This window comes from Streptomyces sp. NBC_01335 (assembly GCF_035953295.1).
GTDB lineage: Bacteria > Actinomycetota > Actinomycetes > Streptomycetales > Streptomycetaceae > Streptomyces.
In genome coordinates this window covers 5,865,078-5,888,288 of the sequence record NZ_CP108370.1, presented here as the reverse complement: position 1 = coordinate 5,888,288, position 23,211 = coordinate 5,865,078, and the positions used below count along the sequence as shown (strand labels likewise).

The window sequence follows — 23,211 nt, the reverse complement described above, 5'->3', positions numbered from 1 at the left end:
CCCCGAGCGCCCGTCCATTGGGGTGAGTTCGGGGGCCCGAATGGACAGAGTGCTCGGCGGAGGGGGGTTCGTGGAGAGCTGGGGGGTCCGCTCCACGACAGCGGCCTGCTTCCCGTCCGGTGCACCGGACGGGAAGCAGGCCGCGTGAAGAAGCCGTGCGGGCGAACGGAGACGCCGGGAGACGGCCCGGGGACCGCTCAGGCGAAGACGGCGAGGCTCTTGGCCTTGCCCTTCTCCTCCTCCACCAGCACCAGGAAGGCGCCGTCCGGCCCGAAGACCGCGACCGGCCCCGGCGGGTACGCCGGCATGTCCAGCCGGACCCCGTTGAGCAGCAGCTTGGCCCGCTTCTCGTCCACGTCCCAGCGCGGGAACGCCGACGCGGCGGCCTCGGCCACCGGCATCACGGTCAGCTCCTGCTGGTGCTGGTCGAGCGTCCGGGCCGTGTCGATGCCGTACGGGCCGACCCGGGTGCGCCGCAGCGCCGTCAGGTGCCCGCCGACGCCCAGCCCGGCACCGAGGTCCCGGGCGAGGGCCCGGATGTACGTCCCCGAGGAGCAGACGACGGAGACGACCAGGTCCAGCACCGGGGTGCCGTCCTCCGCGACCGCCTCGCGGACGTCGTAGACGCGGAACGAGGAGACCGTCACCGGACGGGCCGGGATCTCGAACTCCTCGCCGCCGCGCACCCGCGCGTACGACCGCTTGCCGTCGATCTTGATGGCGCTGACCTTGGACGGGACCTGCATGATCGGACCGGTCAGTACGGCGACCCCGGCGTCGATGCCCTCACGGGTGACCTCGGAGGCGTCGGTGGACGAGGTGATCTCGCCCTCGGCGTCGTCGGTGACGGTGTCCTGGCCGAGCCGGATCGTACCGAGGTACTCCTTCTCGGTCAGCGCGAGGTGGCCGAGCAGCTTGGTGGCCCGCTCCACGCCGAGCACCAGCACCCCGGTCGCCATCGGGTCCAGCGTGCCGGCGTGGCCGACGCGACGGGTACGGGCGATGCCGCGCATCTTGGCGACGACGTCGTGCGAAGTGAAGCCGGACGGCTTGTCGACGATGACAAGGCCGTCCGGCGTCCTGATCTGCTCCGTCATGCTGAGGTGTCGTCCTCGTCCTCCGGCTTGCGGTACGGGTCGGCGCCACCGGCGTACGTGGCGCCCGAGGACGCCTCGCGCACCTTGGCGTCCGAGGCCCGCACCTGGTCGAGGAGGTCCTCGATCGCCTTGGCGTTGCCCGGCAGGGCGTCCGCCACGAAGGCGAGGGTGGGGGTGAACTTCGTCCCCGCCGCCGCCCCGACCGCCGACCGCAGCACGCCCTTGGCGCTCTCCAGGCCGGCCGCCGCGCTGGCACGGTCCTCGTCGTCGCCGTAGACCGTGTAGAAGACCGTGGCCTCCCGCAGGTCACCGGTGACGCGGGTGTCCGTGATCGTCACGTGGGTACCCAGCCGGGGGTCCTTGACCCCGCGCTGCAGTTTCTCGGCGACCACCTGCTGGATGAGGTCCGCCAGCTTCTTCGCCCGCGCGTTGTCGGCCACTGGTCCGTCTCCTTCTGCCTTGCTCAATCGTCTTCGTCGCTGTGCAGCCGCCGCCGTACGGACAGCAGCTCCACTTCCGGCCGGCCGGCGACGAGTCGCTCGCACCGGTCCAGCACGTCTGTGAGGTGCCGGGTTTCCCCGGAGACCACGGCGAGGCCGATTTCGGCCCTGCGATGGAGATCCTGATCGCCCGTCTCCGCCACGCTCACCGCGAATCTGCGCTGGAGCTCGGCGACGATCGGCCGGACGATGGAACGCTTCTCCTTCAACGACCGTACGTCGCCGAGGAGCAGATCGAAGGACAGAGTCCCCACATACATGGATGCCCGGATGTCCCGCCGGTTCGGGTTCGTGTCCTGCCCACGCTTGGCAGGAACACCAGAACCGTACACGGAACGGCCGGGGCCGATCGACGGGAATTTCCTCCCGCCGATCGGCCCCGACTGTTGAGGTACGGGTCAGCCTCGCGGCTTCTCGCGCATCTCGTACGTCGCGATGACGTCGTCGATCTTGATGTCGTTGAAGTTTCCGAGGTTGATACCGCCCTCGAAGCCTTCGCGGATCTCGGTGACGTCGTCCTTGAAGCGGCGCAGACCGGAGATGTTGAGGTTCTCCGCAATGACCTTGCCGTCGCGGAGCAGGCGCGCCTTGGTGTTGCGCTTGACCTCGCCCGACCGGACCAGGACACCGGCGATGTTGCCCAGCTTGGACGAGCGGAAGACCTCGCGGATCTCCGCCGTACCGAGCTCGACCTCTTCGTACTCCGGCTTGAGCATGCCCTTGAGGGCCGCTTCGATCTCTTCGATCGCCTGGTAGATGACCGAGTAGTACCGGACGTCCACGCCTTCGCGCTCGGCCATCTGCTGCGCGCGCCCTGCGGCACGCACGTTGAAGCCGATCACGATGGCGTCGGAGCCGGTCGCCAGGTTGATGTCCGACTCGGTGACCGCACCCACACCGCGGTGCAGGATGCGGATGTCGACCTCGTCGCCGACGTCGAGCTGGAGCAGCGAGGACTCGAGAGCCTCCACCGAACCGGACGCGTCGCCCTTGATGATGAGGTTGAGTTCCTGGACCAGACCGGCCTTGAGCGCCTCGTCGAGGTTCTCCAGGGAGAACCGGACACCCTTGCGGGCGAAGTTGGCGTTGCGCTCGCGGGCCGCACGCTTCTCGGCGATCTGCCGGGCCGTGCGGTCCTCGTCGACGACCAGGAAGTTGTCGCCGGCACCCGGGACGTTGGTGAGACCGAGGACGAGGACGGGGGTCGACGGACCCGCTTCCTCGACGTTCTCACCCTTGTCGTCGAGCATGGCGCGGACTCGGCCGTAGGCGTCGCCGACGACCATCGTGTCGCCGACCCGCAGCGTGCCTCGCTGCACCAGGACGGTGGCGACGGCACCGCGACCGCGGTCGAGGTGGGACTCGATCGCAATACCCTGCGCGTCCTGCTCCGGGTTGGCCCGCAGGTCGAGCGAGGCGTCGGCGGTGAGGACGACGGCCTCCAGCAGGGAGTCGATGTTGAGACCCTGCTTGGCGGAGATGTCGACGAACATGGTGTCGCCGCCGTACTCCTCGGCCACCAGACCGAACTCGGTGAGCTGACCGCGCACCTTGACCGGGTCGGCACCCTCGACGTCGATCTTGTTGACCGCGACCACGATCGGCACGTCGGCCGCCTTGGCGTGGTTCAGCGCCTCGATCGTCTGGGGCATCACACCGTCGTTGGCCGCCACCACGAGGATCGCGATGTCGGTCGACTTCGCACCACGGGCACGCATGGCGGTGAACGCCTCGTGACCCGGGGTGTCGATGAAGGTGATCTTCCGGTCCTCGCCGTTGACCTCGGCGGAGACCTGGTAGGCACCGATGTGCTGGGTGATGCCGCCGGCCTCGCCCGCGACGACGTTCGTCTTGCGGATCGCGTCGAGGAGTCGGGTCTTACCGTGGTCGACGTGACCCATGACGGTCACGACCGGCGGACGCGGGATGAGCGATTCCTCGCCGCCCTCGTCCTCGCCGAACTCGATGTCGAAGGACTCGAGCAGCTCGCGGTCCTCCTCCTCCGGGCTGACGATCTCGAGGACGAAGTTCATCTCGTCCGCGAGGAGCTTCAGCGTCTCGTCGGAGACGGACTGCGTGGCGGTGACCATCTCGCCGAGGTTCATCATCACGCCGACGAGCGACGCCGGGTTGGCGCCGATCTTCTCGGCGAAGTCGGTGAGCGAGGCACCGCGCGACAGGCGGACGGACTGTCCGTTGCCGCGAGGCAGCATCACGCCGCCGACCGACGGGGCCTGCATGGCCTCGTACTCCTGGCGCCTCTGCCGCTTCGACTTGCGACCACGACGCGCCGGACCGCCGGGACGGCCGAACGCACCCTGTGTGCCACCACGGCCACCGGGGCCGCCGGGACGTCCGCCGAAGCCGGGACGACCGCCGAAGCCGCCGCCACCGCCGCCGGGACGACCGGCACCGCCGCCGCCACCGCCGGGACCGGCCGGACGGCCGGCGAAGCCGCCACCGCCGCCGCCACCGGGACGACCCGCGAAGCCGCCGCCACCGGGACGACCGGCACCGCCGGCGCCGCCGGGACGACCCGCACCGCCGCCGGGACCGCGGCCACCGCCGGGGCCACCGCCGGGACGCGGGCCCGCAGCGGGACGCTGCGGCATCATGCCGGGGTTGGGACGGTTACCGGCGGGAGCGCCGGGACGCGGAGCCTGCGGGCGGGGCATGCCGCCCGGGGTGGGACGGGCACCGCCCTGGGGGCCCTGCGGGCGCGGGGCGCCGCCGGGACCACCGGTGTTGCCCTGGGGGCGCGGGGCGCCGGGGCGCTCCTGACCGCCGCCGGGGCGCGGGGCACCGCCGGGACGGGGCGCCTGGGGGCGCGCCATGCCGGTGGAACCGCCGGAGGTGAACGGGTTGTTGCCCGGACGGGGACCGGCCGGACGTGCGCCGCCCGGACGCGGGGCGCCCTGGCCGGCGGGACGCGCGGGGCGGTCGCCGCCGCGGTTGTCGCGCTGACCGCCGTCACGGCTGTCGCGCTGGCCGCCGTCACGCTGGCCGCCGGCCGGAGCCGGACGGGCCGGGGCGGGACGCGGACCCGGGGTGGCACCCGCGGGGCGCGGGGCCTGGGGCTGCTGCGGCGCGGCCGGCTGGGCCGGGGCCGGCGCCGAGAACTCGGCGACGGGGACCGGGGTCACCGGCGCGGGCCGGGGGGCCGGACGCGGGCCCGGACGGGGACCGGCCGACGGTGCGGCCGGAGCCGCGGGGGCGCTGGTCTCAGGCGCGGCGGCAGCAGGCTTGGGAGCCGGTGCGCCGGGCTTGGGGGCAGCGGGACGTGCCGCAGCGGCCGGGGAGGGCGCCGCGGGCTTGGCGGGGGCAGCCTTACGAGGCGCTCCCGGCTTGGCAGCGGACTTGCCGGCGTTGCCGCCGGGCCCCTGCAGTGCATCGGTCAACTTGCGTACAACCGGCGCCTCGATCGTCGAGGACGCCGAACGGACGAATTCACCGAGTTCTTGGAGCTTGGCCATGACGACCTTGCTCTCTACGCCGAACTCCTTGGCGAGTTCGTATACCCGGACCTTAGCCACTTCGCTCCTTTTAGGTCCGGGTTACCGCCGGACCGTCGCTACTTCATGGGCGTACTCATCGCGTACTCATCGAGTGCTCATCGCAATCTCGACCTACTTCCAACTCGCGAGGTACCTGACCGCACGGGGACCCGTGCCGTTCACTTTTCTTGCGGTGCCACCCGCTCGACGAACCGCTGCAACGCGGTGGTGTCGAACGGCCCCTTGGCCTTGAAGGCCCGGAGGAACGCCCGGCGGCGGACCGCCAGGTCGAGACAGACAGATGCCGGGTGCACATACGCACCCCGGCCGGGCAGCGTACCGCGTGGATCAGGCGCACAAGCGCCCTCGTCCACCACGATGCGCAGCAACTCGGTCTTGGCCGCTCGCTCCCGGCATCCCACACAGGTGCGTTCGGGACAAGCGCGGGCTTGCGTCCGGCCAGACACCGCTAAGTCTACCTCCCCGCGCCGACCTCACCCCTTTGGGGCAAAAATCGAACGGATGTTGTTGTGATCTCCAGCGGGTTCCCGCGTCGATCTATTCCTGGCGCCCCGGCTTCCGGGGGCGCGTACCCGCCCGGCGGCACACCGTCGGGACGGCGCGGCCTCCGGGCGGTCCCGCCGCAGCGGGGTTCCCGGAGGCCGGCGACCGTACGCCGGTCAGCCGCGCTCGGAACGCTCCCGGGCCCGCTCGGCCCGCTCGCGGTCGGCGACGTCGCGCTCTTCGTCGGTCTCGGTGTCCGGACGGATGTCGATGCGCCAGCCGGTGAGGCGTGCGGCCAGACGGGCGTTCTGCCCCTCCTTGCCGATCGCCAGCGAGAGCTGGTAGTCGGGCACGGTCACCCGGGCGGAACGGGCGCCGAGGTCAACGATCTCGACCTTGCTCACCCGTGCGGGGGACAGCGCGTTGGCGACCATCTCGGCCGGGTCGTCGGACCAGTCCACGATGTCGATCTTCTCGCCGTGCAGCTCGGCCATGACGTTGCGGACACGGCCGCCCATCGGGCCGATGCAGGCGCCCTTCGGGTTGAGTCCGGAACGGGTGGAGCGGACCGCGATCTTGGAGCGGTGGCCGGCCTCGCGGGCGATGGCGCAGATCTCGACGGAACCGTCGGCGATCTCCGGGACCTCCAGCGCGAAGAGCTTCTTCACGAGGTTGGGGTGGGTGCGCGACAGCGTCACGGACGGGCCGCGGACACCCTTGGCCACCCGGACGACGTAGGTGCGCAGCCGCAGGCCGTGGGTGTACTCCTCGCCCGGCACCTGCTCCTGCACCGGCAGGATCGCTTCGAGCTTGCCGATGTCGACGAGGACGTTGCGCGGGTCCTTGCCCTGCTGGACCACGCCGGTGACGACGTCACCCTCGTGTCCGGCGTACTCGCCGAAGGTCCGGTCGTCCTCGGCGTCGCGCAGCCGCTGCAGGATGACCTGCTTGGCGGTGGTCGCCGCGATGCGGCCGAAGCCGGACGGGGTGTCGTCGAACTCCTTGGCCTCCTGGCCTTCTTCCAGGTCGGCCGGGTCCTCCGTCGCCCAGACGGTGACGTGGCCGTTGCGGTCCAGCTCCACGCGCGCCCGGCGGAAGCTGCCGTCCGTGCGGTGGTACGCGATGAGGAGGGCCGACTCGATCGCCCCGACGAGCACGTCGAACGGGATTCCCTTGTCCTGCGCCAAGCCCCTCAGAAGCTTCACATCGATGTCCACGGCTACGCCTCCTCTTCCTTCTTGTCCTTGCGGTTGAATTCGATCTCCACGCGCGCCTTGTCGATCTCGGCGAAGGCGATCCGGCGCGAGGTGGGCTTGCGGCCCTTGACCCCCGGGACCTCCAGGTCGAGGCCCTCGTCGTCGACCTCCAGCACACGGGCGATCAGCTCGTCGGCGCCCGCCTCGGCGGTCAGCTTGAACTTGACCAGCCGGCCGGTGGCGCGGACGTAGTGGCGGTGCTCGGTCAACGGGCGGTCGGCGCCCGGCGAGCTCACTTCCAGGACGTACTCGTCCTCGCCCATCGCGTCGGTCTCGTCGAGCTTCTCGGAGAGGGAGCGGCTGAGCTCCGCGCAGGTGTCGAGTTCGACGCCGTCGTCCGAATCGACGACGATCCGCAGCACACGGCGGCGGCCGGCCCGGGACACCTCGATCTCCTCGAGGTCGAGCTGTACAGAGGCGACGAGCGGTTCGAGCAGCCCGCGCAGCCTCTCGCTCTGGTTGGTGCTCATCCGGGTGACTCCTCGGCCGCGTCTGCTGTTGTGGGGATCGTCGTGCGTCAGGACAAAGGGTATCCGGTCGCGGGGGGTGTTGCCGTCCTCAGGCCGCCCGCACGCGGGTACGCTCGCCAACGGTGATCACTTCAGGACAGATCCTGTCAGGACTTGTTCAAGCCCGAAGGAGAAAAGTGCGGTCCACGGGGACGACGCGCAGGGGGGCACTCACCGCCGCCGGAGCGCTCGTGGCGGGAACGGTGCTGGCGGGCTGCGACAGCGAGGAACGGCCGGCGGCGGAGCGGACCGGGGCGGCCCGGGCCGCCCGGACGAGCCCCGAGCAGAGGCTGCGGACGACCGCCGTGCGGACCAGCGCCGCGCTGCTCGCCCGGTACGACCGGGTCGCCGCCGCCCACCCGGCGACGGACGCCGGGCTCGCCCCGCTGCGGGCCGAGGTGCGGCAGCACACCGAGGCGCTCGCCGAGGGCACCGCGACGGCGTCGCCCCGCCCCTCGGCCTCGGCTCCGACCGCGTCGGCCCCGGCGAGCCCCGCGCCCACGACCGAGGCGGTCGAGAGCACCGCCGGTCCCTCCGGCTCGGCGAGCCCGGCCGGCGACGCGCGCACCGCGCTGACGGAGCTGGCGGCCGAGGCGAGGCGGGCGGGGGACGCCCACACCGCCTCGCTCCTCGACGCGGAACCGGAGCTGTCCCGGCTGCTGGCGTCGGTCGCCGCCGCCTGCGGCGTGCACGCCTACCTGCTCACCGAACTGGCCAAGGAGACCCCGGCATCATGACGGCCCAGGCACTGACGGCGGCGCAGGCCGCCCTGGCCGCCGAGCACGCGGCCGTGTACGGCTACGGCGTGGTCGGCGCCAGGACCTCCGGCAGCAGCCGCTCCGAGGCGACGAGCGCCTACCACGCGCACCGGGCCCGCCGCGACGCGCTGGCCCGGGCGGTGCGGGACCTGGGCGGTGTCCCGGTGGTGGCGGACGCCGCGTACGCTCTGCCGTTCGCGGTCCACGACGGTGCGGCGGCGCTCCGGCTGGCGGCCGTCCTGGAGGACGGCGTCGCGGGTGCCTGCGCCGACCTCGTACGGGCCACGGAGGGCACGGACCGGCGGGACGCGGCGCTCGCGCTGCGGGAGGCCGCCGTGCGCGCGGCCCGCTGGCGGGGCTCCGGCGTAGCCTTTCCGGGGCTCGCGGAGCGGGCCGGCCGGGCGGGGACCGCGTCCCCCTCTCCCCTGGAGGCCGCCGGCGCCGCCGGGACGCATTGAATCGGGTCACTGAACCGGCCTCGGAAAGGTACAAGGCAGGTATGGGTTTCGAACCGCCGCAGCGTCTGGCGCGAGCGCTGGACGAGCAGTACGGGAAGGCCGCGGCCGACGCCTGGCTGGGCTCGCTCGGCGCGCTCGTGGAGGCGGAGCTCTCCGCCGGCGGCCGGGCCCTGACCGTCGACCGGGTGGCCGCCCCCGGCGGGCGTACCAGCGTGGTCCTGCTGGTACGCCGGGCGGACGGCACCCCGGCCGCGCTGAAGATCGCCCCGCCCGGGGCGGCGCCGGCCGCCGAGCGGGCCGCGCTGGCCCACTGGAACGGCTGGGGTTCGGTACGTCTCCTGGAGCCGGCCGAGGCCGTGACGCCCGGCGGCGGGATGCTGCTGGAGCGCCTGCACCCGGAGGTGTCGCTGCGTTCGCTGCCGGAGGCCAAGGCACTGCTGGAGGCGGCGGGCACGGTGCGCAGGCTCTGGGTGGAGCCGCCCCAGGGGCACGCGTTCGAGACGGTCGCGGAACGGACCGGGCGGCGGACCGGCGCGATGCGCGCGTTCGCCGCCGGTGATCCGGAGCTGGCGCCCCTGGTGGAGGCGGCGCTGGCGGTCCGCGAGGAGCTGGTCGCGGACCCGACCGAGGCGCTGCTGCTGCACGGCAACTTCCGGCAGAGCAAGGTGCTGTCCGGCGAGCGGGCGCCCTGGCTCACCGTCGGGCCGGAGCCGCTGGTGGGCGAGCGCGCCTACGATCTGGCGCGGCTGGTGCGCGACCGGGTGGAGGATCTGATCGCCTCGCCGGGCGGGCCGGCGACGGCCCGGCGCCGGGTGCGCAAGCTGGCGGACTCGCTGGAGGTGGGCCAGGAGCGGCTGCACGGCTGGACCCTGTTCCGGGCGGTGGAGTCGGGCACCCGGGCGCTGGCCGAGGGGCGGCAGCAGACGGGCGAGATGTCGCTGGAGTTCGCCGGCTGGCTCTGAGCCGGCCGGCTCCGGGACGACTGGCTCTGAGGCGGCCGGCTCCGGGACGACTGGCCGCCCCGTACGCATGACACGACCCCCGCGCACCTCGTCGGTGCGCGGGGGTCGTGTCGTACAGGTGGTGCCGGAGGATCAGACCAGGTCGGCGGCGATGCGGGCGATCGCCTCGTCGACGGTGAGCTCCTCGCGCTCGCCGGTGCGGCGGTCCTTGAGCTCGACGACGCCTTCGGCGGAGCGGCGGCCGGCGACGAGGATGGTCGGCACGCCGATCAGCTCGGCGTCGGTGAACTTCACGCCCGGGGAGACACCGGCGCGGTCGTCGACCAGCACCCGGGCGCCCGCCGCCTTCAGCTTCTCGGAGACCTCCAGGGCCAGCTCGGTCTGGAGCGCCTTGCCGGCGGCGACGACGTGCACGTCGGCCGGGGCGATCTCGCGGGGCCAGCACAGGCCCTTGTCGTCGGCGGTCTGCTCGGCGAGGGCGGCCACCGCGCGGGAGACGCCGATGCCGTAGGAGCCCATCGTGACGCGGACCGGCTTGCCCTGCTGGCCGAGGACGTCGAGGGAGAAGATGTCCGCGTACTTGCGGCCGAGCTGGAAGATGTGGCCGATCTCGATGGCGCGGTCCACCTGGAGGCCAGTGCCGCACTTCGGGCAGGGGTCGCCCGCCTCGACGACGACGACGTCGAGGTAGTCGTCCACCTCGAAGTCGCGGCCCGCGACGACGTTCTTCGCGTGCTTGCCGTCCTTGTTGGCGCCGGTGATCCAGGAGGTGCCGGCGGCGACGCGGGGGTCGGCGATGTAGCGGACCTTCTCCAGGCCCTGCGGGCCGACGTAGCCGCGCACCAGGTCGGGGCGGCCCACGAAGTCCTCGGCGGTGACGAGCTCGACCACGGCGGGGGCGAGGTGCTCGCCGAGCTTGCCGAGGTCGACCTCACGGTCGCCGGGGACGCCCACGGCGACGATCTCGCCGTCGATCTTGACCAGGAGGTTCTTCAGGGTGGCGGAAGCCGGGACGCCGAGGTGGGCGGCGAGGGTCTCGATGGTCGGGGTGTCGGGGGTGTCCAGCTCCTCGACCGGGCCGTGCGCCGAACCGTCGACGGCGGTGGCCCTGAAGGTCACTGCCTCGGTGTTGGCGGCGTAGTCGCAGTTCGGGCAGTCGACGAAGGTGTCCTCGCCGGCGGGCGCCGGGGCGAGGAACTCCTCGGAGGCGGAGCCGCCCATGGCGCCGGAGACGGCGGAGACGATGCGGTGGTCGAGGCCGAGGCGCTCGAAGATCCGGATGTACGCGGCGCGGTGCAGCTGGTACGCCTCGGCCAGGCCCTCGTCGGTGGTGTCGAAGGAGTACGAGTCCTTCATCTGGAACTCGCGGCCGCGCAGCACACCGGCGCGGGGGCGGGCCTCGTCGCGGTACTTGGTCTGGATCTGGTAGAGGATCACGGGCAGGTCCTTGTAGGACGAGCACATGTCCTTGACGACCTGGGTGAAGATCTCCTCGTGGGTGGGGCCGAGGAGGTAGTCGGCGCCCTTGCGGTCCTTGAGGCGGAAGAGCAGGTCGCCGTACTCGTCGTACCGGCCGCTCGCCTCGTACGCCTCCTTGGGCAGCAGCGCGGGGAGCAGCACCTCCTGGCCGCCGATGGCGTCCATCTCCTCGCGGACGACGCGGGTGATGTTCTCCAGGACCTTCTTGCCCAGGGGCAGCCAGGACCAGATACCGGCGGCGGTGCGGCGGACGTAACCGGCCCGGACGAGCAGCTTGTGGTTGAGCGTCTCGGCGTCCGCCGGGTCGTCGCGCAGTGTCTTGATCATCAATCGGGACATGCGCTGGACCTGGGCCATGATGAACTCCTGCTCGACTGTGTCTTCCGGGGGGACGCCCCCGGACCCCCGAAGGTGATGGGGCCGAGATTAGCCGGGTCGCCCACGCGGGCGGAAATCCGTTCAGATTCCGCGGTTCAGATTCCGCGGCGCAGTGGAAGCGGGGCTCCCATCACCGCGTACGGCAGCGGAGCGCTGGGGAAGGCCACCCGGCGGGCGAGGTCGTGGTAGCCGAGGGAGCGGTAGAGACCGCGTGCGGGGCTGTCGGTGTCGATGGCCGACAGGATGGAGCGCGGCTCGGCGGCGGAGTCGGTCAGCCCGGTGATGAGTGCGCGGCCGAGGCCGTGCTGCTGGAAGTCGGGGTGGACGTGGAGTTCGGTGATGACGAACGAGTCGTCGAGCCACTCCTCGGTCCCGGCCGCGCGCAGGTAGGGCTCGACCACCCCCGACCACCAGTGGGCGCGGTCGTTGGGCAGCCCGTAGACGAAGCCGAGCAGCCGTCCCGAGGGGGCGGTGGCGCCCAGCGCGCGGGCGCCGGGGAGGGTGAGGTGGCGCAGCACGATCTGGCGGCGCACGGCGACCTCGCCGGGGCCGAGCCCGAAGGCGAGGGCCTGCACCTGGAGCGCCTCGTCCACGCGCGACGCGAGGTCGAGCGGCCCGATCAGGGGTGGTTCGCTGAGGTCTCCGGGAAAGTGCGGCATGGCACGGGAGACTACTCCGGCCGGGGTTCAGTGCGCCGGGGTGCCGGGCTCCTTGGTGACGGGGAGCTTCTCGCCGGCCTCCACGGGCAGGTGGAAACGGTTCTGCCGGGGCGGCATCGGGCAGTTGTACTGGTCGGAGAAGCCGCAGGGCGGCACGAAGGCGCGGTTGAAGTCGAGGGTGACCCGGTCGTTTCCGGCCTCGTGCGGGACGAAGAGGAAGCGTCCGGCGCCGTAGGTGGAGTCGCCGTTGGTGGGGTCGCCGAAGACCAGCAGCAGGGTGCCGTCGTCGTCGAAGGCGCTCAGCGTGTACGGGGTGCCGTCCACGGTGAGGGTGATGTCGCCGGGGACGACCAGGTCGCGGGTGCCTCCGTTGTCGCGGATGTGCTCGAACGCGACCTTGCGGGCGCCCTGGACGGGTGTGTACGCGGCGTCGAGCACCCAGGCCGGGTCGTACGGGAAGGTGTCGATCCGCTCGAAGGAGTGGATCGCGGGAGCCTCGGCGTCCCAGAAGCGCAGGAAGTGTTCGGGGGCCCCGCTGACCGGTTCGGTCCGCTCGACGACCGTCACCGTGACGGTGTCGGGCAGGCCCGCGCCGGCCGCGACCGGGTCGGGTACCTCTCCGGGGGCCACCGGGCGGGTCTCCACCAGGGCGAGGTTGCCGGTGGGGGCGGTGACGGAGGCACGGCGCTCCTCGCGCCACGCCTCCCAGGCCGCGTGGGTGTCCGCTCCCGCCGGGGCGGCGACGGTGACGGGCGGGGCGGCGTGGTCGTCGGCGGGGGGCGCGGTCTCGGTCATCGGCGTGCTCATTCGTGTCGGAGGGCGGCGGTGACCCGGGCGTACCGGTCCACGGCCCTCAGTGGCCCCCTGCCGACTATAAGTCGACTTGGCGACACCCACCCGGGCCGAAGGCCGTCCGGCCCGGGTGGGGCACGACGTCGCGCTCCGGGCGCTGAGAGGGTCCGCCGCCGGAACGGGACGCCCAGGACGGGGAGCCCGGAACGAGGAGCCCAGAACGAGGAGCATGGGACAGGACGCTCAGAACAGGACGCTCATGAAGGCGCCGGTCTCCCGGAAGCCGACCCGGCTGTACGCCCTGCGGGCCGCGGTGTTGAAGTCGTTCACGTACAGGCTGACCAGCGGGGCCACGTCGGCGAGCGCGTGGTTGAGCACGGCGGACATCCCCGTCTCGGAGAGGCGGCGGCCGCGGAACTCCGGGGCGACCCAGACCCCCTGGATCTGGCAGGCCCGGTCGGTCGCTGCCCCGATCTCGGCCTTGAAGACGACCTTGCCGTCGTCGATGCGGGCGAACGAGCGGCCCGCGCCGATGAGTTCGGCGACCCGCGCCTGGTAGAGCAGTCCGCCGTCGCCCGCGAGCGGGGAGACTCCGACCTCCTCGGTGAACATCGCCACGCAGGCGGGCAGGATCACGTCCATCTCGTCCTTGCGGATCCGGCGGACGTACGGGTCGGGGTCGACGGTGGTGGAGGGCCGATCGGTGACCATCAGCGGCTGGTTGGCGCGGACCTCGCGGGCGGGTCCCCAGCCGGGTTCGAGCAGACGCCACAGCAGGGCGGTGGATTCGACGGGCCCGACGATGGAGGAGCAGCGGCGCCCGGCCCTGCGGGCGCGGTCCGCGAAGGCGCGCACGGCTTCGGGTCCCGCGCAGATGGGGACGAGGTTGGCACCGGAGTAGCAGAGCGAGCGGAGCATCCCGTCGGCGTACCAGCCCCACATCTCGCCGCCCAGCCGCCACGGGTCGAGCCCGGCGATCTGGACACGGGAGGTCACGAAAGCGTTGGCCACGGGATCGCTCTCCAGAATGGCCAGAGCGGCGCCGAGGTCACTGGGTTCGAGGACCCGGGTGGTGGTGTGCGTCAACACGAGGGGGCCTCACCATACGGTCTGCTGATTTCCGCACTGTACCCAACAAGGCTGCGGGGCGCCGCCCGCATCCGCAGGCCGGGCAGTGCACCGCACGGACTCGGCCACGGACACGACGCCGCGCCCCGCCCGGACGGTGTCGTCCTGGCGGGGCGCGGAAGGTTCGGGTGTACCGGGTCGACCCGGCGCGGTCCGGTCGTCAGCTGACGGCGACCTGCGGTTCGCCCGAGGCGATGCCGTCCTTCTCCATCTGCTCGGCGATCTTCAGCGCCTCCTCGATGAGGGTCTCGACGATCTTCGACTCGGGGACGGTCTTGATGATCTCGCCCTTCACGAAGATCTGGCCCTTGCCGTTGCCGGAGGCGACACCGAGGTCGGCCTCGCGGGCCTCGCCCGGACCGTTGACGACGCAGCCCATGACGGCGACGCGCAGCGGCACCTCCATGCCTTCGAGACCGGCGCTGACCTGGTCCGCGAGCTTGTACACGTCGACCTGGGCGCGGCCGCAGGACGGGCAGGAGACGATCTCCAGGCGGCGCTGCTTGAGGTTGAGGGACTCCAGGATCTGGAGGCCGACCTTGACCTCCTCGGCCGGCGGGGCCGAGAGCGAGACGCGGATGGTGTCGCCGATGCCCTCGGAGAGCAGCGCGCCGAAGGCCACGGCCGACTTGATGGTGCCCTGGAACGCCGGACCGGCCTCGGTGACGCCGAGGTGCAGCGGGTAGTCGCACGCGGCGGCCAGCTGACGGTAGGCGTTGACCATGACGACCGGGTCGTTGTGCTTGACCGAGATCTTGATGTCGCGGAAGCCGTGCTCCTCGAAGAGGGACGCCTCCCAGAGGGCGGACTCCACCAGGGCCTCGGGGGTGGCCTTGCCGTACTTCTTCAGCAGCCGGGCGTCGAGGGAACCGGCGTTCACGCCGATCCGGATCGGGGTGCCGGCCGCGCTCGCGGCCCGCGCGATCTCCTTGACCTTGTCGTCGAACTGCTTGATGTTGCCCGGGTTCACCCGGACCGCGGCGCAGCCGGCGTCGATGGCGGCGAAGACGTACTTGGGCTGGAAGTGGATGTCGGCGATGACCGGGATCTGCGACTTCCTGGCGATGGTGGCCAGGGCGTCGGCGTCGTCCTGCGTCGGGCACGCCACACGCACGATCTGGCAGCCGGACGCGGTCAGCTCGGCGATCTGCTGGAGCGTCGCGCCGATGTCCGAGGTGCGCGTCGTCGTCATCGACTGCACCGAGACGGGAGCGTCCCCGCCGACGGCCACCGATCCGACCTGGATCTGGCGGCTGACGCGTCGGTCGGCGAGCTTGGTCGGAACGGACGGCATTCCGAGAGAAATCGCAGTCATGCGCTGAGCATCCCCAAGGTGTGGATCGAGGCCCGGAAATCGGCGGGCTACAGCTTTCGAGGTTACGGCACCGGAGGTCGGGCGAGCGCATCCCCCGGGTCAAAACACCAACGGGCGCCTGCCGGCGGTGCGGCCGGGCGCCACGCGTGCGCCCGGCCGCCACTCCTGGTGCGGGTGGGACCGGCGGTCAGGTGATCTTGACCGGGTTCACGATGTCGGCGACGAGCACCAGGAGCGTGAAGCAGATGAAGACTCCGGCCACCACGTAGGCGACCGGCATGAGCTTCGCCACGTCGAACGGGCCGGGGTCGGGCCGCTTGAAGACCTTGGCGACATTGCGGCGCAGCGCCTCCCAGAGGGCCCCGGCGATGTGTCCGCCGTCCAGGGGCAGCAGCGGCAGCATGTTGAAGAGGAAGAGCGAGAGGTTGAAGCCGGCCAGCAGGAACAGCATCATCGCGATCTGGTTCTGCGCGGGGACGTCGAGGGTCATCACCTCGCCGCCGATCCGTGCGGCTCCGACCACGCCCACCGGGGAGTCGTCGGCGCGCTCGCCGCCGTCGAAGGCGGCGTTCCACAGCCCGGGGATCTTGGAGGGCAGGGCGATGATCGAGTCGACGCCGTTCTCGATCATGTCGCCCATCCGCACGACGGAGTCGCCGAAGGAGAGCGGCACGATCTCGCTGCGGGCGGCGAAGCCGAGGTACCCCGCCTCCTCCCACTTGCCCGCGACGGCCTCGCCCTTGTCGTCCTTCTTCACCACGGTGTTCTTCGCCAGGACGGCGTGGAGGGTGACCTCTTGGCCGCCCCGCCGGACGGTGATGTCGGCGGGGCCGACGGTCTGCCGGATGAGGTCGGAGAGCTTGTCCCAGTCGTCGACCCTCGCGCCGTCGAAGGCGACGATCTTGTCGCCCTCGTGCAGCCCGGCGGCGAGCGCCGGGGAGACCGGGTCGCCGGGTGCGCACTTCTCGCGCTTCTCGCTCTGCTCGATGACGCACTTCTGAACCCCCGCCACCTCGGTGGTGTTGGTCTGGAAGCCGAAGGTCATGGCGACGCCGAGGAAGATCGCGACGGCCAGGACCAGGTTCATGAACGGGCCGGCGAACATCACGATCACGCGCTTCCACGGCTTGCGCGTGTAGAAGAGGCGGCTCTCGTCTCCGGGTTCGAGCTCCTCGAAGGCCGCGGATCTGGCGTCCTCGATCATGCTGCGCCAGGGCGAGGTGGAGCGCGCCTCGATCCTGCCGTCCGGCCCGGGCGGGAACATGCCGATCATCCGGATGTAGCCGCCGGCCGGGATGGCCTTGAAGCCGTACTCCGTGTCGCCCTTCTTGCGCGACCAGATGGTGGGGCCGAAACCGACCATGTACTGCGGGACCCGGATGCCGAAGAGCTTGGCCGTGGAGAGGTGGCCGAGCTCGTGCCAGGCGATCGAGAACAGCAGCCCCACGACGAAGACGGCGATCCCCAGGACCGTCAGCAGGATCGTGCTCAGACTCATGCGTGCGCCTCCGCCGTCGACTTCGCCGAGAGTTCACGGGCCCGGGCGCGCGCCCAGGTCTCCGCTTCCAGGACGTCCGCGACCGTCAGTGAAGTTCCCGGGGCGGGGGTGCCGTGCTCGGCCACCACCGCGGTGACGGTGTCCATGATGCCGTTGAAGGGGAGCGCGCCGGACAGGAACGCGTCGACGCACTCCTCGTTGGCGGCGTTGAAGACGGCCGGCGCGGTCCCGCCCAGGGCACCCACGTGCCGGGCGAGGCCGACGGAGGGGAACGCCTCGGTGTCCAGCGGGAAGAACTCCCAGGTGGAAGCCTTGGTCCAGTCGAAGGCCGGGGCGGCGTCCGGGACACGCCGCGGCCAGCCGAGCCCGACGGCGATGGGCCCCCGCATGTCGGGCGGGGTGGCCTGGGCGAGCGTGGAGCCGTCGGTGAACTCGACCATGGAGTGCACGTACGACTGCGGGTGGACGACGACCTCGATGCGCTCGAACGGGATGTCGTAGAGGAGATGCGCCTCGATGACCTCCAGCCCCTTGTTGACGAGGGTCGCGGAGTTGATCGTGATGACCGGGCCCATCGCCCAGGTGGGGTGGGCGAGCGCCTGCTCCCTGGTGACGTGGTCCAGTTCGCTCCGGCTACGTCCCCGGAACGGGCCGCCGGACGCGGTGACGACGAGCTTCGCCACGTCGGCGCGGGTGCCGGCGGCGATCGCCTGGAAGAGCGCGGCGTGCTCGGAGTCGACCGGGATGATCTGGCCGGGCGCGGCCAGCGCCTTGACCAGGGGGCCGCCGACGATGAGCGACTCCTTGTTGGCCAGGGCGAGGGTGCGGCCCGCCTGCAGCGCGGCCAGCGTGGGCGCGAGGCCGATGGAGCCGGTGATGCCGTTGAGCACGGTGTGGCACGGGCTCGCGGCGAGGGTGGCGGCGGCGTCGGGGCCGGCCAGGATCTCGGGGAGCGGCTCCCCCGTGCCGTACTCCGCGCGCAGCGCCTCGCGCAGGGCGGGTACGGCGTCCTCGGCGGCGACGGCGACCGTGTCCACCCCGAGCCGGCGTGCCTGGGCGGCGAGCAGGGCGACCCGCCCGCCCGCCGCCGAGAGCGCGGTGACCCGGAAGCGGTCGGGGTTGCGCAGCACCAGGTCGATGGCCTGGGTTCCGATGGACCCGGTGGAGCCGAGGACCACGAGGTCCCGGCGGCCTTCCGTCGCGTCGTGGACGAGATGCGGATCGGCGAGGGGGGCAGGGCTGTCGGTCATGCCCCCCATTGTTGCCGCTCCCGCTGTGCGCGAGGACAGGGCGTCCCGGTCGCGCTTTTCCGGATCCCGGCCCCCGGCCTCCCGACGGCCCTCCCGCGCTACTTCCGCGGGACCGGCAGCCCCTTGGCGAACTCCGCGAACACCTGGTGGAAGTCCGGGAAGGTCTTGCGCACGCAGCCCGGGTCGTCGTACGTGGTGCCGGGGTTGCGCAGTGCGGCGACGGCGAAGGACATGACGATGCGGTGGTCGCCGTGGGTGGTGATCTCGACGGGGCGCGGGGTCCCGGGGTGGATCTCGATCCAGTCGGGTCCGGTGTGCACGGTGACGCCCATGGCGCGGAGGTTCTCGGCGCACGCCTCCAGCCGGTCGCACTCCTTGACCCGGGTGTTGGCCACGTCCTCGATCCGGACCGGCCCGTCGGCGTAGGGGGCGAGGGCGGCGAGGGTGGGCATGGTGTCGGAGATGTCCCGCATGTTGACGGTGATGCCGCGCAGGCTGCCGTCGGAGCGGACCGTGGTGGCGTCCTCGGCGATCGTCACGTCGGCGCCCATCCGCCGCAGCACGTCGACGAAGCGCAGGTCGCCCTGGAGGGCGCCGGTGCCGAGGCCGGGGACGGTGACCTCGCCGCCGGTGAGGGCCGCGGCGGCGAAGAAGTAGCTGGCGGTGGAGGCGTCCGGCTCGACGGCGTACGTGGTGGCGCGGTAGCCGCCGGCCGGCACGGTGAAGGTGTTCCCCTCGCGGGCGACGTCGGCCCCGAAGTCCCGCATCATCGCGAGCGTGATCTCGATGTACGGCGCCGAGACCAGCTCGGTGACGTCGATCGTCAGGCCGCCGGCCGTCAGCGGGCCGAGCATCAGCAGGGCGGTGAGGTACTGCGAGGACTCCCCCGCGTCCAGGGTGATCCGGCCGCCCTCGATGCCGGCGGCGTGCACCCGCAGCGGGTGGTGGCCGTCCGCCTCGTCGTGGCGCAGGTCGACGCCGAGGGTGCGCAGCGCCCGGCTGAGCGGGGCGAGCGGGCGGCGCCGCATCTGCGCGGAGGCGTCGAAGCGGTACGTACCCGAGGGCGCGGCGGACACGAGGGTGGGCAGGAAGCGGGCCGTGGTCGCGCCGTCGCGGCAGAAGACCTCGGCGTCGGTGACGCCGGGGCCGGACGGGCGGCCCTCGATGTGCCAGCGGTCCGGCTCCTTCGTGACCGCGTAGCCGAGGCGGGTGAGGCCCTCGGTGAACCCCTCGGTGTCGTCCGAACGGAGCGGGTGGAGGAGGGTGGTGGTGCCGTTCGCGGCCGCGGCGAGGAACAGGGCGCGGGCGGTGACGGACTTGGAGCCGGGAATCTGGATGACGGTCACGGCGGGTCATTTTGCCGTGTCCGCGCGCGGGGGGCGGGGCGCGTCCAGCCGGTGGACGCGCCCCGGGTCCGGTGGCCCACGGGCTCAGCGGGCCTCCGGGGTCAACGGGCCTCCGGGCTCGGCGGGCCCCGGATCAGTGGTAGGGGCGGCGGGCGTTCTCGCCCCGGGCCGGGCCGGGGGTGGCGTCCGCGATCCAGGGACCGTCGCCGCTGGGGTCGATGACCCCCTCTTCCAGCCAGGTGTACGCGCCCGCGAGGACCCGGTCGACCACCCGCCGGTCCAGGTCGTCGGTGTTGGCCCAGAGGCGCCCGAAGAGTTCCTCGGTCCTGAGCCGGGCCTGCCGGCAGAAGGCGTCGGCGAGCTGGTAGGCCTCGCGGCCGTGCTCGCCCTGGCCACGCAGGAGTTCGGCGCGGACGCAGGCGGCGCTCATCGCGAAGAGTTCGGCGCCGATGTCGACGGTCCGGCCCAGGAACCCCTGTTTGGTCTCCATCCGGCCCTGCCAGCGCGACATCGCGTAGAAGGTGGAGCGGGCCAGCCGGCGGGCGGCGCGTTCGGCGTACCGCAGGTGGTGGGAGAGGTCGGGGTGCCCGGCGGGCCGGAACTCCGCGTACGAGCTGGGCAGCTGGCCGGGTCCGGCGACCAGTTTCGGCAGCCAGCGTGCGTAGAACCCGGCCGCCGCCGCGCCCGCCCTGGCCTTGTCGGCGAGCGGCTTCTCCGGGTCGATGAGGTCGCCGGCCACCGTGAGGTGGGCGTCGACCGCCTCACGGGCGATCAGCAGATGCATGATCTCGGTCGATCCCTCGAAGATCCGGTTGATCCGCATGTCGCGGAGCATCTGCTCGGCGGGGACGGCCCGTTCGCCGCGGGCGGCGAGGGAGTCGGCGGTCTCGAACCCGCGTCCGCCGCGGATCTGCACCAGTTCGTCGGCGATCCGCCAGCCCATCTCGGAGCCGTACAGCTTGGCGAGCGCGGCCTCGATCCGGATGTCGTTGCGGTCCTCGTCGGCCATCTGGGAGGCGAGGTCGACCACGGCCTCCAGCGCGAAGGTGGTGGCGGCGACGAAGGAGATCTTCGCGCCGACCGCCTCGTGCCGGGCGACGGGCCTGCCCCACTGCTCGCGGACGGCCGACCATTCGCGGGCGATCTTCAGGGACCACTTGCCGACCCCGACGCACATGGCCGGCAGCGAGAGCCTGCCGGTGTTGAGCGTGGTCAGCGCGATCTTGAGCCCGGCGCCCTCGGGGCCGATGCGGTGGGCGGCGGGCACCCGCACCCCGTGGAAGCGGGTGACGCCGTTCTCGATCCCGCGCAGCCCCATGAAGGCGTTGCGGTGCTCCACGGTGATGCCGGGTGAGTCGGCCTCCACCACGAACGCCGTGATGCCGCCCGCGTGGTCCGGACCCTCGGGCACCCGGGCCATGACGACCAGCAGGTCGGCGACGACGCCGTTGGTGGTCCAGAGCTTCACACCGTCGAGAACGTAGTCGTCGCCGTCCGGCACGGCGGTGGTGGCGAGCCGGGCGGGGTCGGAGCCGACGTCGGGTTCGGTGAGCAGGAACGCCGAGATGTCGGTACTGGCGAGCCGGGGCAGGAAGGTGTCCTTCTGCTCCTGGGTGCCGAACATCTTCAGCGGCTGCGGTACGCCGATCGACTGGTGGGCGGAGAGCAGCGCGCCGATCGCGGGGCTGGCCGAGCCGGCCAGCGCGAGGGCCCGGTTGTAGTAGACCTGGGTGAGGCCGAGGCCGCCGTACTTCGGGTCGATCTTCATGCCGAGCGCACCGAGCTTCTTCAGTCCGGCGATCACCTCGTCGGGGATGCGCGCCTCGCGTTCGATGAGGGCGCCGTCGACGTGGGCGAGGCAGAACGCGCGCAGCCGGGCGAGGAACTCCTCGCCCCGCCGGACGTCCTCGCCCGCGGGCAGCGGGTGCGGGTGGATCAGGTCGAGGCGGAGCCGCCCGAGGAAGAGCTCCTTGGCGAAGCTGGGCCGGTGCCAGTCCTGCTCGCGCGCGTCCTCGGCGACCCGGCGCGCCTCGCGCTCGGTCACCCTCGCCTGCGGCGGATGGGAGCGGGAGGCGGCGGAGGTTCTGGCCGCGTCGGGTCGTTCGGGGAGGTCCTGCGGGACCTGCGGTGCGGACATGGGGGCTCACCTCTCCGCGGGGCGGATCGGGGGACGGCCTGACGGCGGGTGACCGGCTCCGCGCCCGCGGGGTTGCGGCCGGTGGCACACGTCCGTATCTACCCGATTCGTCCCACCCCCACCACCGCAGCGGCGGGTCCCCGGGGACCACGAGAGGTCCCGGAACGCCGACGGCCGGAGCCCCCGCACCGTGGGCTCCGGCCGTGGTGACGCGTCAGAGGGCGAGGCCGGTCAGGACCAGGACGCGCTCGTAGGTGTAGTCGTCCATCGCGAACCGGACGCCCTCGCGACCGACGCCGGACTGTTTGGCGCCGCCGTACGGCATCTGGTCGGCGCGGTACGAGGGGACGTCGCCGATGATCACGCCGCCGACCTCCAGGGCGCGGTGGGCGCGGAAGGCGGTCTGCAGGTCGTGGGTGAAGACGCCCGCCTGGAGGCCGTACTTGGAGGCGTTGACGGCGGCGAACGCCTCCGCCTCGCCGTCCACCTTCTGGATCGACATGACCGGCCCGAAGACCTCCTCGTGGGCGAGGGTGGCCGAGTCGGGGACGCCGGCGAGGACGGTCGGCGCGTAGGTGGCGCCGTCCCGCTTGCCGCCGGTGAGGAGCTGGGCGCCCGCGGCGACGGCCTCGTCGACCCAGGACTCGACGCGCTCGGCCGCGTCCTCGCTGACGAGCGGGCCGACGTCGGTGGCGTCGTCGGAGGGGTCACCGGTGACCAGGGCCTCGGTGGCGGCGACGATCTTCGGGACGAGACGGTCGTGGAGCGAGGCGTCGACGATGACCCGCTGCACCGAGATGCAGGACTGGCCGCCCTGGTAGTTGGAGAAGGTCGCGATACGGCTCGCGGCCCAGTCCAGGTCCTCCTCGGAGGCGTAGTCGCCGAGGACCACGGCCGCGCCGTTGCCGCCGAGCTCCAGGGTGCAGTGCTTGCGCGGCACCGACTCCATGATCGAGTAGCCGACCGGGCCGGAGCCGGTGAAGGAGATCACCGGCAGCCGCTCGTCCTGCACCAGGGCGGGCATCCGGTCGTTCGGGACCGTCAGCACGGACCAGGAACCGGCCGGCAGGTCGGTCTCGGCCAGCAGCTCGCCGAGGATCAGCGAGGAGATCGGGGTGGCCGGGGCGGGCTTGAGGATGATCGGGGCGCCGACGGCGATCGCCGGGGCGACCTTGTGGGCGCTCAGGTTGAGCGGGAAGTTGAACGGCGCGATGCCGAGGACCGCGCCGCGCGGGAAGCGGCGGGTGAGGCCGAGGCGGCCGGTGCCGCCGGCGTCGGTGTCCAGGCGCTGGGAGTCGCCGCCGTTGTACCGGCGGGCCTCCTCGGCGGCGAACCGGAAGACGGAGACGGCGCGGCCGACCTCGCCGCGGGCCCACTTGACCGGCTTGCCGTTCTCGGCGGAGATCAGCCGGGCGATCTCCTCGGTGCGCTCCATGAGGCGGCGTACGACGTGGTCGAGCGCGGCGACCCGGACGTGCGCGGGTGTCGCGGCGAACTCCTCGCGGACGGCGTGCGCGGCGGCGACGGCCTCCTCGATCTGTGCGTCGGTCGGCACGCTGACGGTACCGACGAGCCGGCCGTCCCACGGGTTGGTGACGGCGAAGCTGTCCTCGCCGGTGGCCTGACGGCCGGCCAGCCAGAAGGCGTGGGTGGAGGTCATGGAGGTCCGGCCCTTCGGAAGTCGTGTGATG

Annotated in this window: 20 protein-coding genes; 3 read left to right on the top strand and 17 right to left on the bottom strand. The window is 72.4% G+C overall.

All coding sequences use genetic code 11. The features are described 5' to 3' along the window. Window positions 1-197: 197 nt before the first annotated feature. The 7 genes from truB to rimP all read right to left on the bottom strand — a co-directional run bounded on the left by truB (window position 198) and on the right by rimP (window position 7,321). Window positions 198-1,097 (bottom strand): tRNA pseudouridine(55) synthase TruB, encoded by a 900-nt coding sequence (truB, locus tag OG599_RS25480; RefSeq protein WP_327178286.1) that lies wholly within the window; start codon window positions 1,095-1,097, stop codon window positions 198-200. Beyond that, window positions 1,094-1,537, bottom strand: a complete 444-nt coding sequence (gene rbfA, locus OG599_RS25475) for a 30S ribosome-binding factor RbfA (protein ID WP_327178285.1) — start codon at window positions 1,535-1,537, stop codon at window positions 1,094-1,096. The genes truB and rbfA overlap by 4 nt, the downstream gene beginning before the upstream one ends. Window positions 1,538-1,560: 23 nt before the next feature. Beyond that, complete coding sequence (locus OG599_RS25470) at window positions 1,561-1,857, bottom strand: DUF503 domain-containing protein (protein ID WP_266709805.1); 297 nt, start codon at window positions 1,855-1,857, stop codon at window positions 1,561-1,563. Window positions 1,858-1,995: 138 nt separating this feature from the next. Continuing rightward, entirely contained in the window at window positions 1,996-5,130 is a 3,135-nt protein-coding gene (gene infB / locus OG599_RS25465; RefSeq protein WP_327178283.1) for a translation initiation factor IF-2, read from the bottom strand. 140 nt (window positions 5,131-5,270) lie between these two features. Beyond that, the gene (locus tag OG599_RS25460; RefSeq protein ID WP_327178282.1) at window positions 5,271-5,558 is read right to left on the bottom strand and encodes a YlxR family protein; all 288 of its coding nucleotides are present in this window, start codon (window positions 5,556-5,558) and stop codon (window positions 5,271-5,273) included. A gap of 213 nt (window positions 5,559-5,771) precedes the next feature. Next, the gene (gene nusA, locus OG599_RS25455; protein WP_327178281.1) at window positions 5,772-6,812 is read right to left on the bottom strand and encodes a transcription termination factor NusA; all 1,041 of its coding nucleotides are present in this window, start codon (window positions 6,810-6,812) and stop codon (window positions 5,772-5,774) included. A 2-nt stretch (window positions 6,813-6,814) separates the two neighbouring features. Further along, on the bottom strand, window positions 6,815-7,321 hold the full coding sequence (rimP, locus tag OG599_RS25450) for a ribosome maturation factor RimP (protein ID WP_327178280.1): 507 nt from the start codon (window positions 7,319-7,321) through the stop codon (window positions 6,815-6,817). 176 nt (window positions 7,322-7,497) lie between these two features. On the opposite strand from rimP, the gene OG599_RS25445 reads away from it, so the two are divergent. From OG599_RS25445 to OG599_RS25435, 3 genes are read left to right on the top strand one after another with little or no spacing between them, the layout of a single operon-like run. Further along, window positions 7,498-8,097, top strand: coding sequence for a hypothetical protein (locus tag OG599_RS25445; RefSeq protein WP_327178279.1), 600 nt, complete (start codon window positions 7,498-7,500; stop codon window positions 8,095-8,097). Then, a complete protein-coding gene (locus OG599_RS25440) occupies window positions 8,094-8,576 on the top strand; it encodes a DUF4439 domain-containing protein (protein ID WP_327178278.1) in 483 nt (160 codons plus the stop codon). The genes OG599_RS25445 and OG599_RS25440 overlap by 4 nt, the downstream gene beginning before the upstream one ends. Window positions 8,577-8,617: 41 nt before the next feature. Beyond that, on the top strand, window positions 8,618-9,538 hold the full coding sequence (locus OG599_RS25435; protein ID WP_327178277.1) for an aminoglycoside phosphotransferase family protein: 921 nt from the start codon (window positions 8,618-8,620) through the stop codon (window positions 9,536-9,538). A 132-nt stretch (window positions 9,539-9,670) separates the two neighbouring features. On the opposite strand, the gene OG599_RS25430 is transcribed toward OG599_RS25435, so the two are convergent. From OG599_RS25430 to OG599_RS25385, 10 genes are all read right to left on the bottom strand, one after another. Continuing rightward, entirely contained in the window at window positions 9,671-11,374 is a 1,704-nt protein-coding gene (locus OG599_RS25430) for a proline--tRNA ligase (protein WP_327178276.1), read from the bottom strand. Between the two features lie 116 nt (window positions 11,375-11,490). Continuing rightward, window positions 11,491-12,054 carry a GNAT family N-acetyltransferase gene (locus OG599_RS25425; protein ID WP_327178275.1) on the bottom strand — a complete coding sequence of 188 codons (564 nt, stop codon included), beginning with the start codon at window positions 12,052-12,054 and terminating at the stop codon, window positions 11,491-11,493. A 27-nt stretch (window positions 12,055-12,081) separates the two neighbouring features. Further along, the gene (locus tag OG599_RS25420; RefSeq protein ID WP_327178274.1) at window positions 12,082-12,849 is read right to left on the bottom strand and encodes a DUF1684 domain-containing protein; all 768 of its coding nucleotides are present in this window, start codon (window positions 12,847-12,849) and stop codon (window positions 12,082-12,084) included. A 240-nt stretch (window positions 12,850-13,089) separates the two neighbouring features. Next, entirely contained in the window at window positions 13,090-13,932 is an 843-nt protein-coding gene (locus OG599_RS25415) for a GNAT family N-acetyltransferase (RefSeq protein ID WP_327180184.1), read from the bottom strand. Window positions 13,933-14,134: 202 nt separating this feature from the next. Continuing rightward, the gene (ispG, locus tag OG599_RS25410; RefSeq protein WP_327178273.1) at window positions 14,135-15,289 is read right to left on the bottom strand and encodes a flavodoxin-dependent (E)-4-hydroxy-3-methylbut-2-enyl-diphosphate synthase; all 1,155 of its coding nucleotides are present in this window, start codon (window positions 15,287-15,289) and stop codon (window positions 14,135-14,137) included. A 187-nt stretch (window positions 15,290-15,476) separates the two neighbouring features. Beyond that, window positions 15,477-16,787, bottom strand: a complete 1,311-nt coding sequence (locus OG599_RS25405) for a M50 family metallopeptidase (RefSeq protein WP_327178272.1) — start codon at window positions 16,785-16,787, stop codon at window positions 15,477-15,479. Then, the gene (gene dxr / locus OG599_RS25400; RefSeq protein WP_327178271.1) at window positions 16,784-18,037 is read right to left on the bottom strand and encodes a 1-deoxy-D-xylulose-5-phosphate reductoisomerase; all 1,254 of its coding nucleotides are present in this window, start codon (window positions 18,035-18,037) and stop codon (window positions 16,784-16,786) included. Before dxr ends, OG599_RS25405 begins: the two co-directional genes overlap by 4 nt. A gap of 98 nt (window positions 18,038-18,135) precedes the next feature. Next, a complete protein-coding gene (gene aroA / locus OG599_RS25395; RefSeq protein ID WP_327178270.1) occupies window positions 18,136-19,383 on the bottom strand; it encodes a 3-phosphoshikimate 1-carboxyvinyltransferase in 1,248 nt (415 codons plus the stop codon). Between the two features lie 133 nt (window positions 19,384-19,516). Further along, complete coding sequence (locus OG599_RS25390; protein ID WP_442809541.1) at window positions 19,517-21,520, bottom strand: acyl-CoA dehydrogenase family protein; 2,004 nt, start codon at window positions 21,518-21,520, stop codon at window positions 19,517-19,519. Window positions 21,521-21,734: 214 nt separating this feature from the next. Then, window positions 21,735-23,180 carry an aldehyde dehydrogenase family protein gene (locus tag OG599_RS25385; protein ID WP_327178269.1) on the bottom strand — a complete coding sequence of 482 codons (1,446 nt, stop codon included), beginning with the start codon at window positions 23,178-23,180 and terminating at the stop codon, window positions 21,735-21,737. Window positions 23,181-23,211: the final 31 nt, after the last annotated feature.

Bases quoted from the DNA above. Each gene is read 5' to 3' on its own strand.
- truB (WP_327178286.1), bottom strand. From the start codon at position 1,097: ATGACGGAGCAGATCAGGACGCCGGACGGCCTTGTCATCGTCGACAAG.
- OG599_RS25405 (WP_327178272.1), bottom strand. From the start codon at position 16,787: ATGAGTCTGAGCACGATCCTGCTGACGGTCCTGGGGATCGCCGTCTTC.
- dxr (WP_327178271.1), bottom strand. From the start codon at position 18,037: ATGACCGACAGCCCTGCCCCCCTCGCCGATCCGCATCTCGTCCACGAC.
- OG599_RS25385 (WP_327178269.1), bottom strand. From the start codon at position 23,180: ATGACCTCCACCCACGCCTTCTGGCTGGCCGGCCGTCAGGCCACCGGC.
- OG599_RS25425 (WP_327178275.1), bottom strand. From the start codon at position 12,054: ATGCCGCACTTTCCCGGAGACCTCAGCGAACCACCCCTGATCGGGCCG.
- OG599_RS25390 (WP_442809541.1), bottom strand. From the start codon at position 21,520: ATGTCCGCACCGCAGGTCCCGCAGGACCTCCCCGAACGACCCGACGCG.
- rimP (WP_327178280.1), bottom strand. From the start codon at position 7,321: ATGAGCACCAACCAGAGCGAGAGGCTGCGCGGGCTGCTCGAACCGCTC.
- ispG (WP_327178273.1), bottom strand. From the start codon at position 15,289: ATGACTGCGATTTCTCTCGGAATGCCGTCCGTTCCGACCAAGCTCGCC.
- OG599_RS25470 (WP_266709805.1), bottom strand. From the start codon at position 1,857: ATGTATGTGGGGACTCTGTCCTTCGATCTGCTCCTCGGCGACGTACGG.
- OG599_RS25435 (WP_327178277.1), top strand. From the start codon at position 8,618: ATGGGTTTCGAACCGCCGCAGCGTCTGGCGCGAGCGCTGGACGAGCAG.
- OG599_RS25430 (WP_327178276.1), bottom strand. From the start codon at position 11,374: ATGGCCCAGGTCCAGCGCATGTCCCGATTGATGATCAAGACACTGCGC.
- OG599_RS25440 (WP_327178278.1), top strand. From the start codon at position 8,094: ATGACGGCCCAGGCACTGACGGCGGCGCAGGCCGCCCTGGCCGCCGAG.
- OG599_RS25420 (WP_327178274.1), bottom strand. From the start codon at position 12,849: ATGACCGAGACCGCGCCCCCCGCCGACGACCACGCCGCCCCGCCCGTC.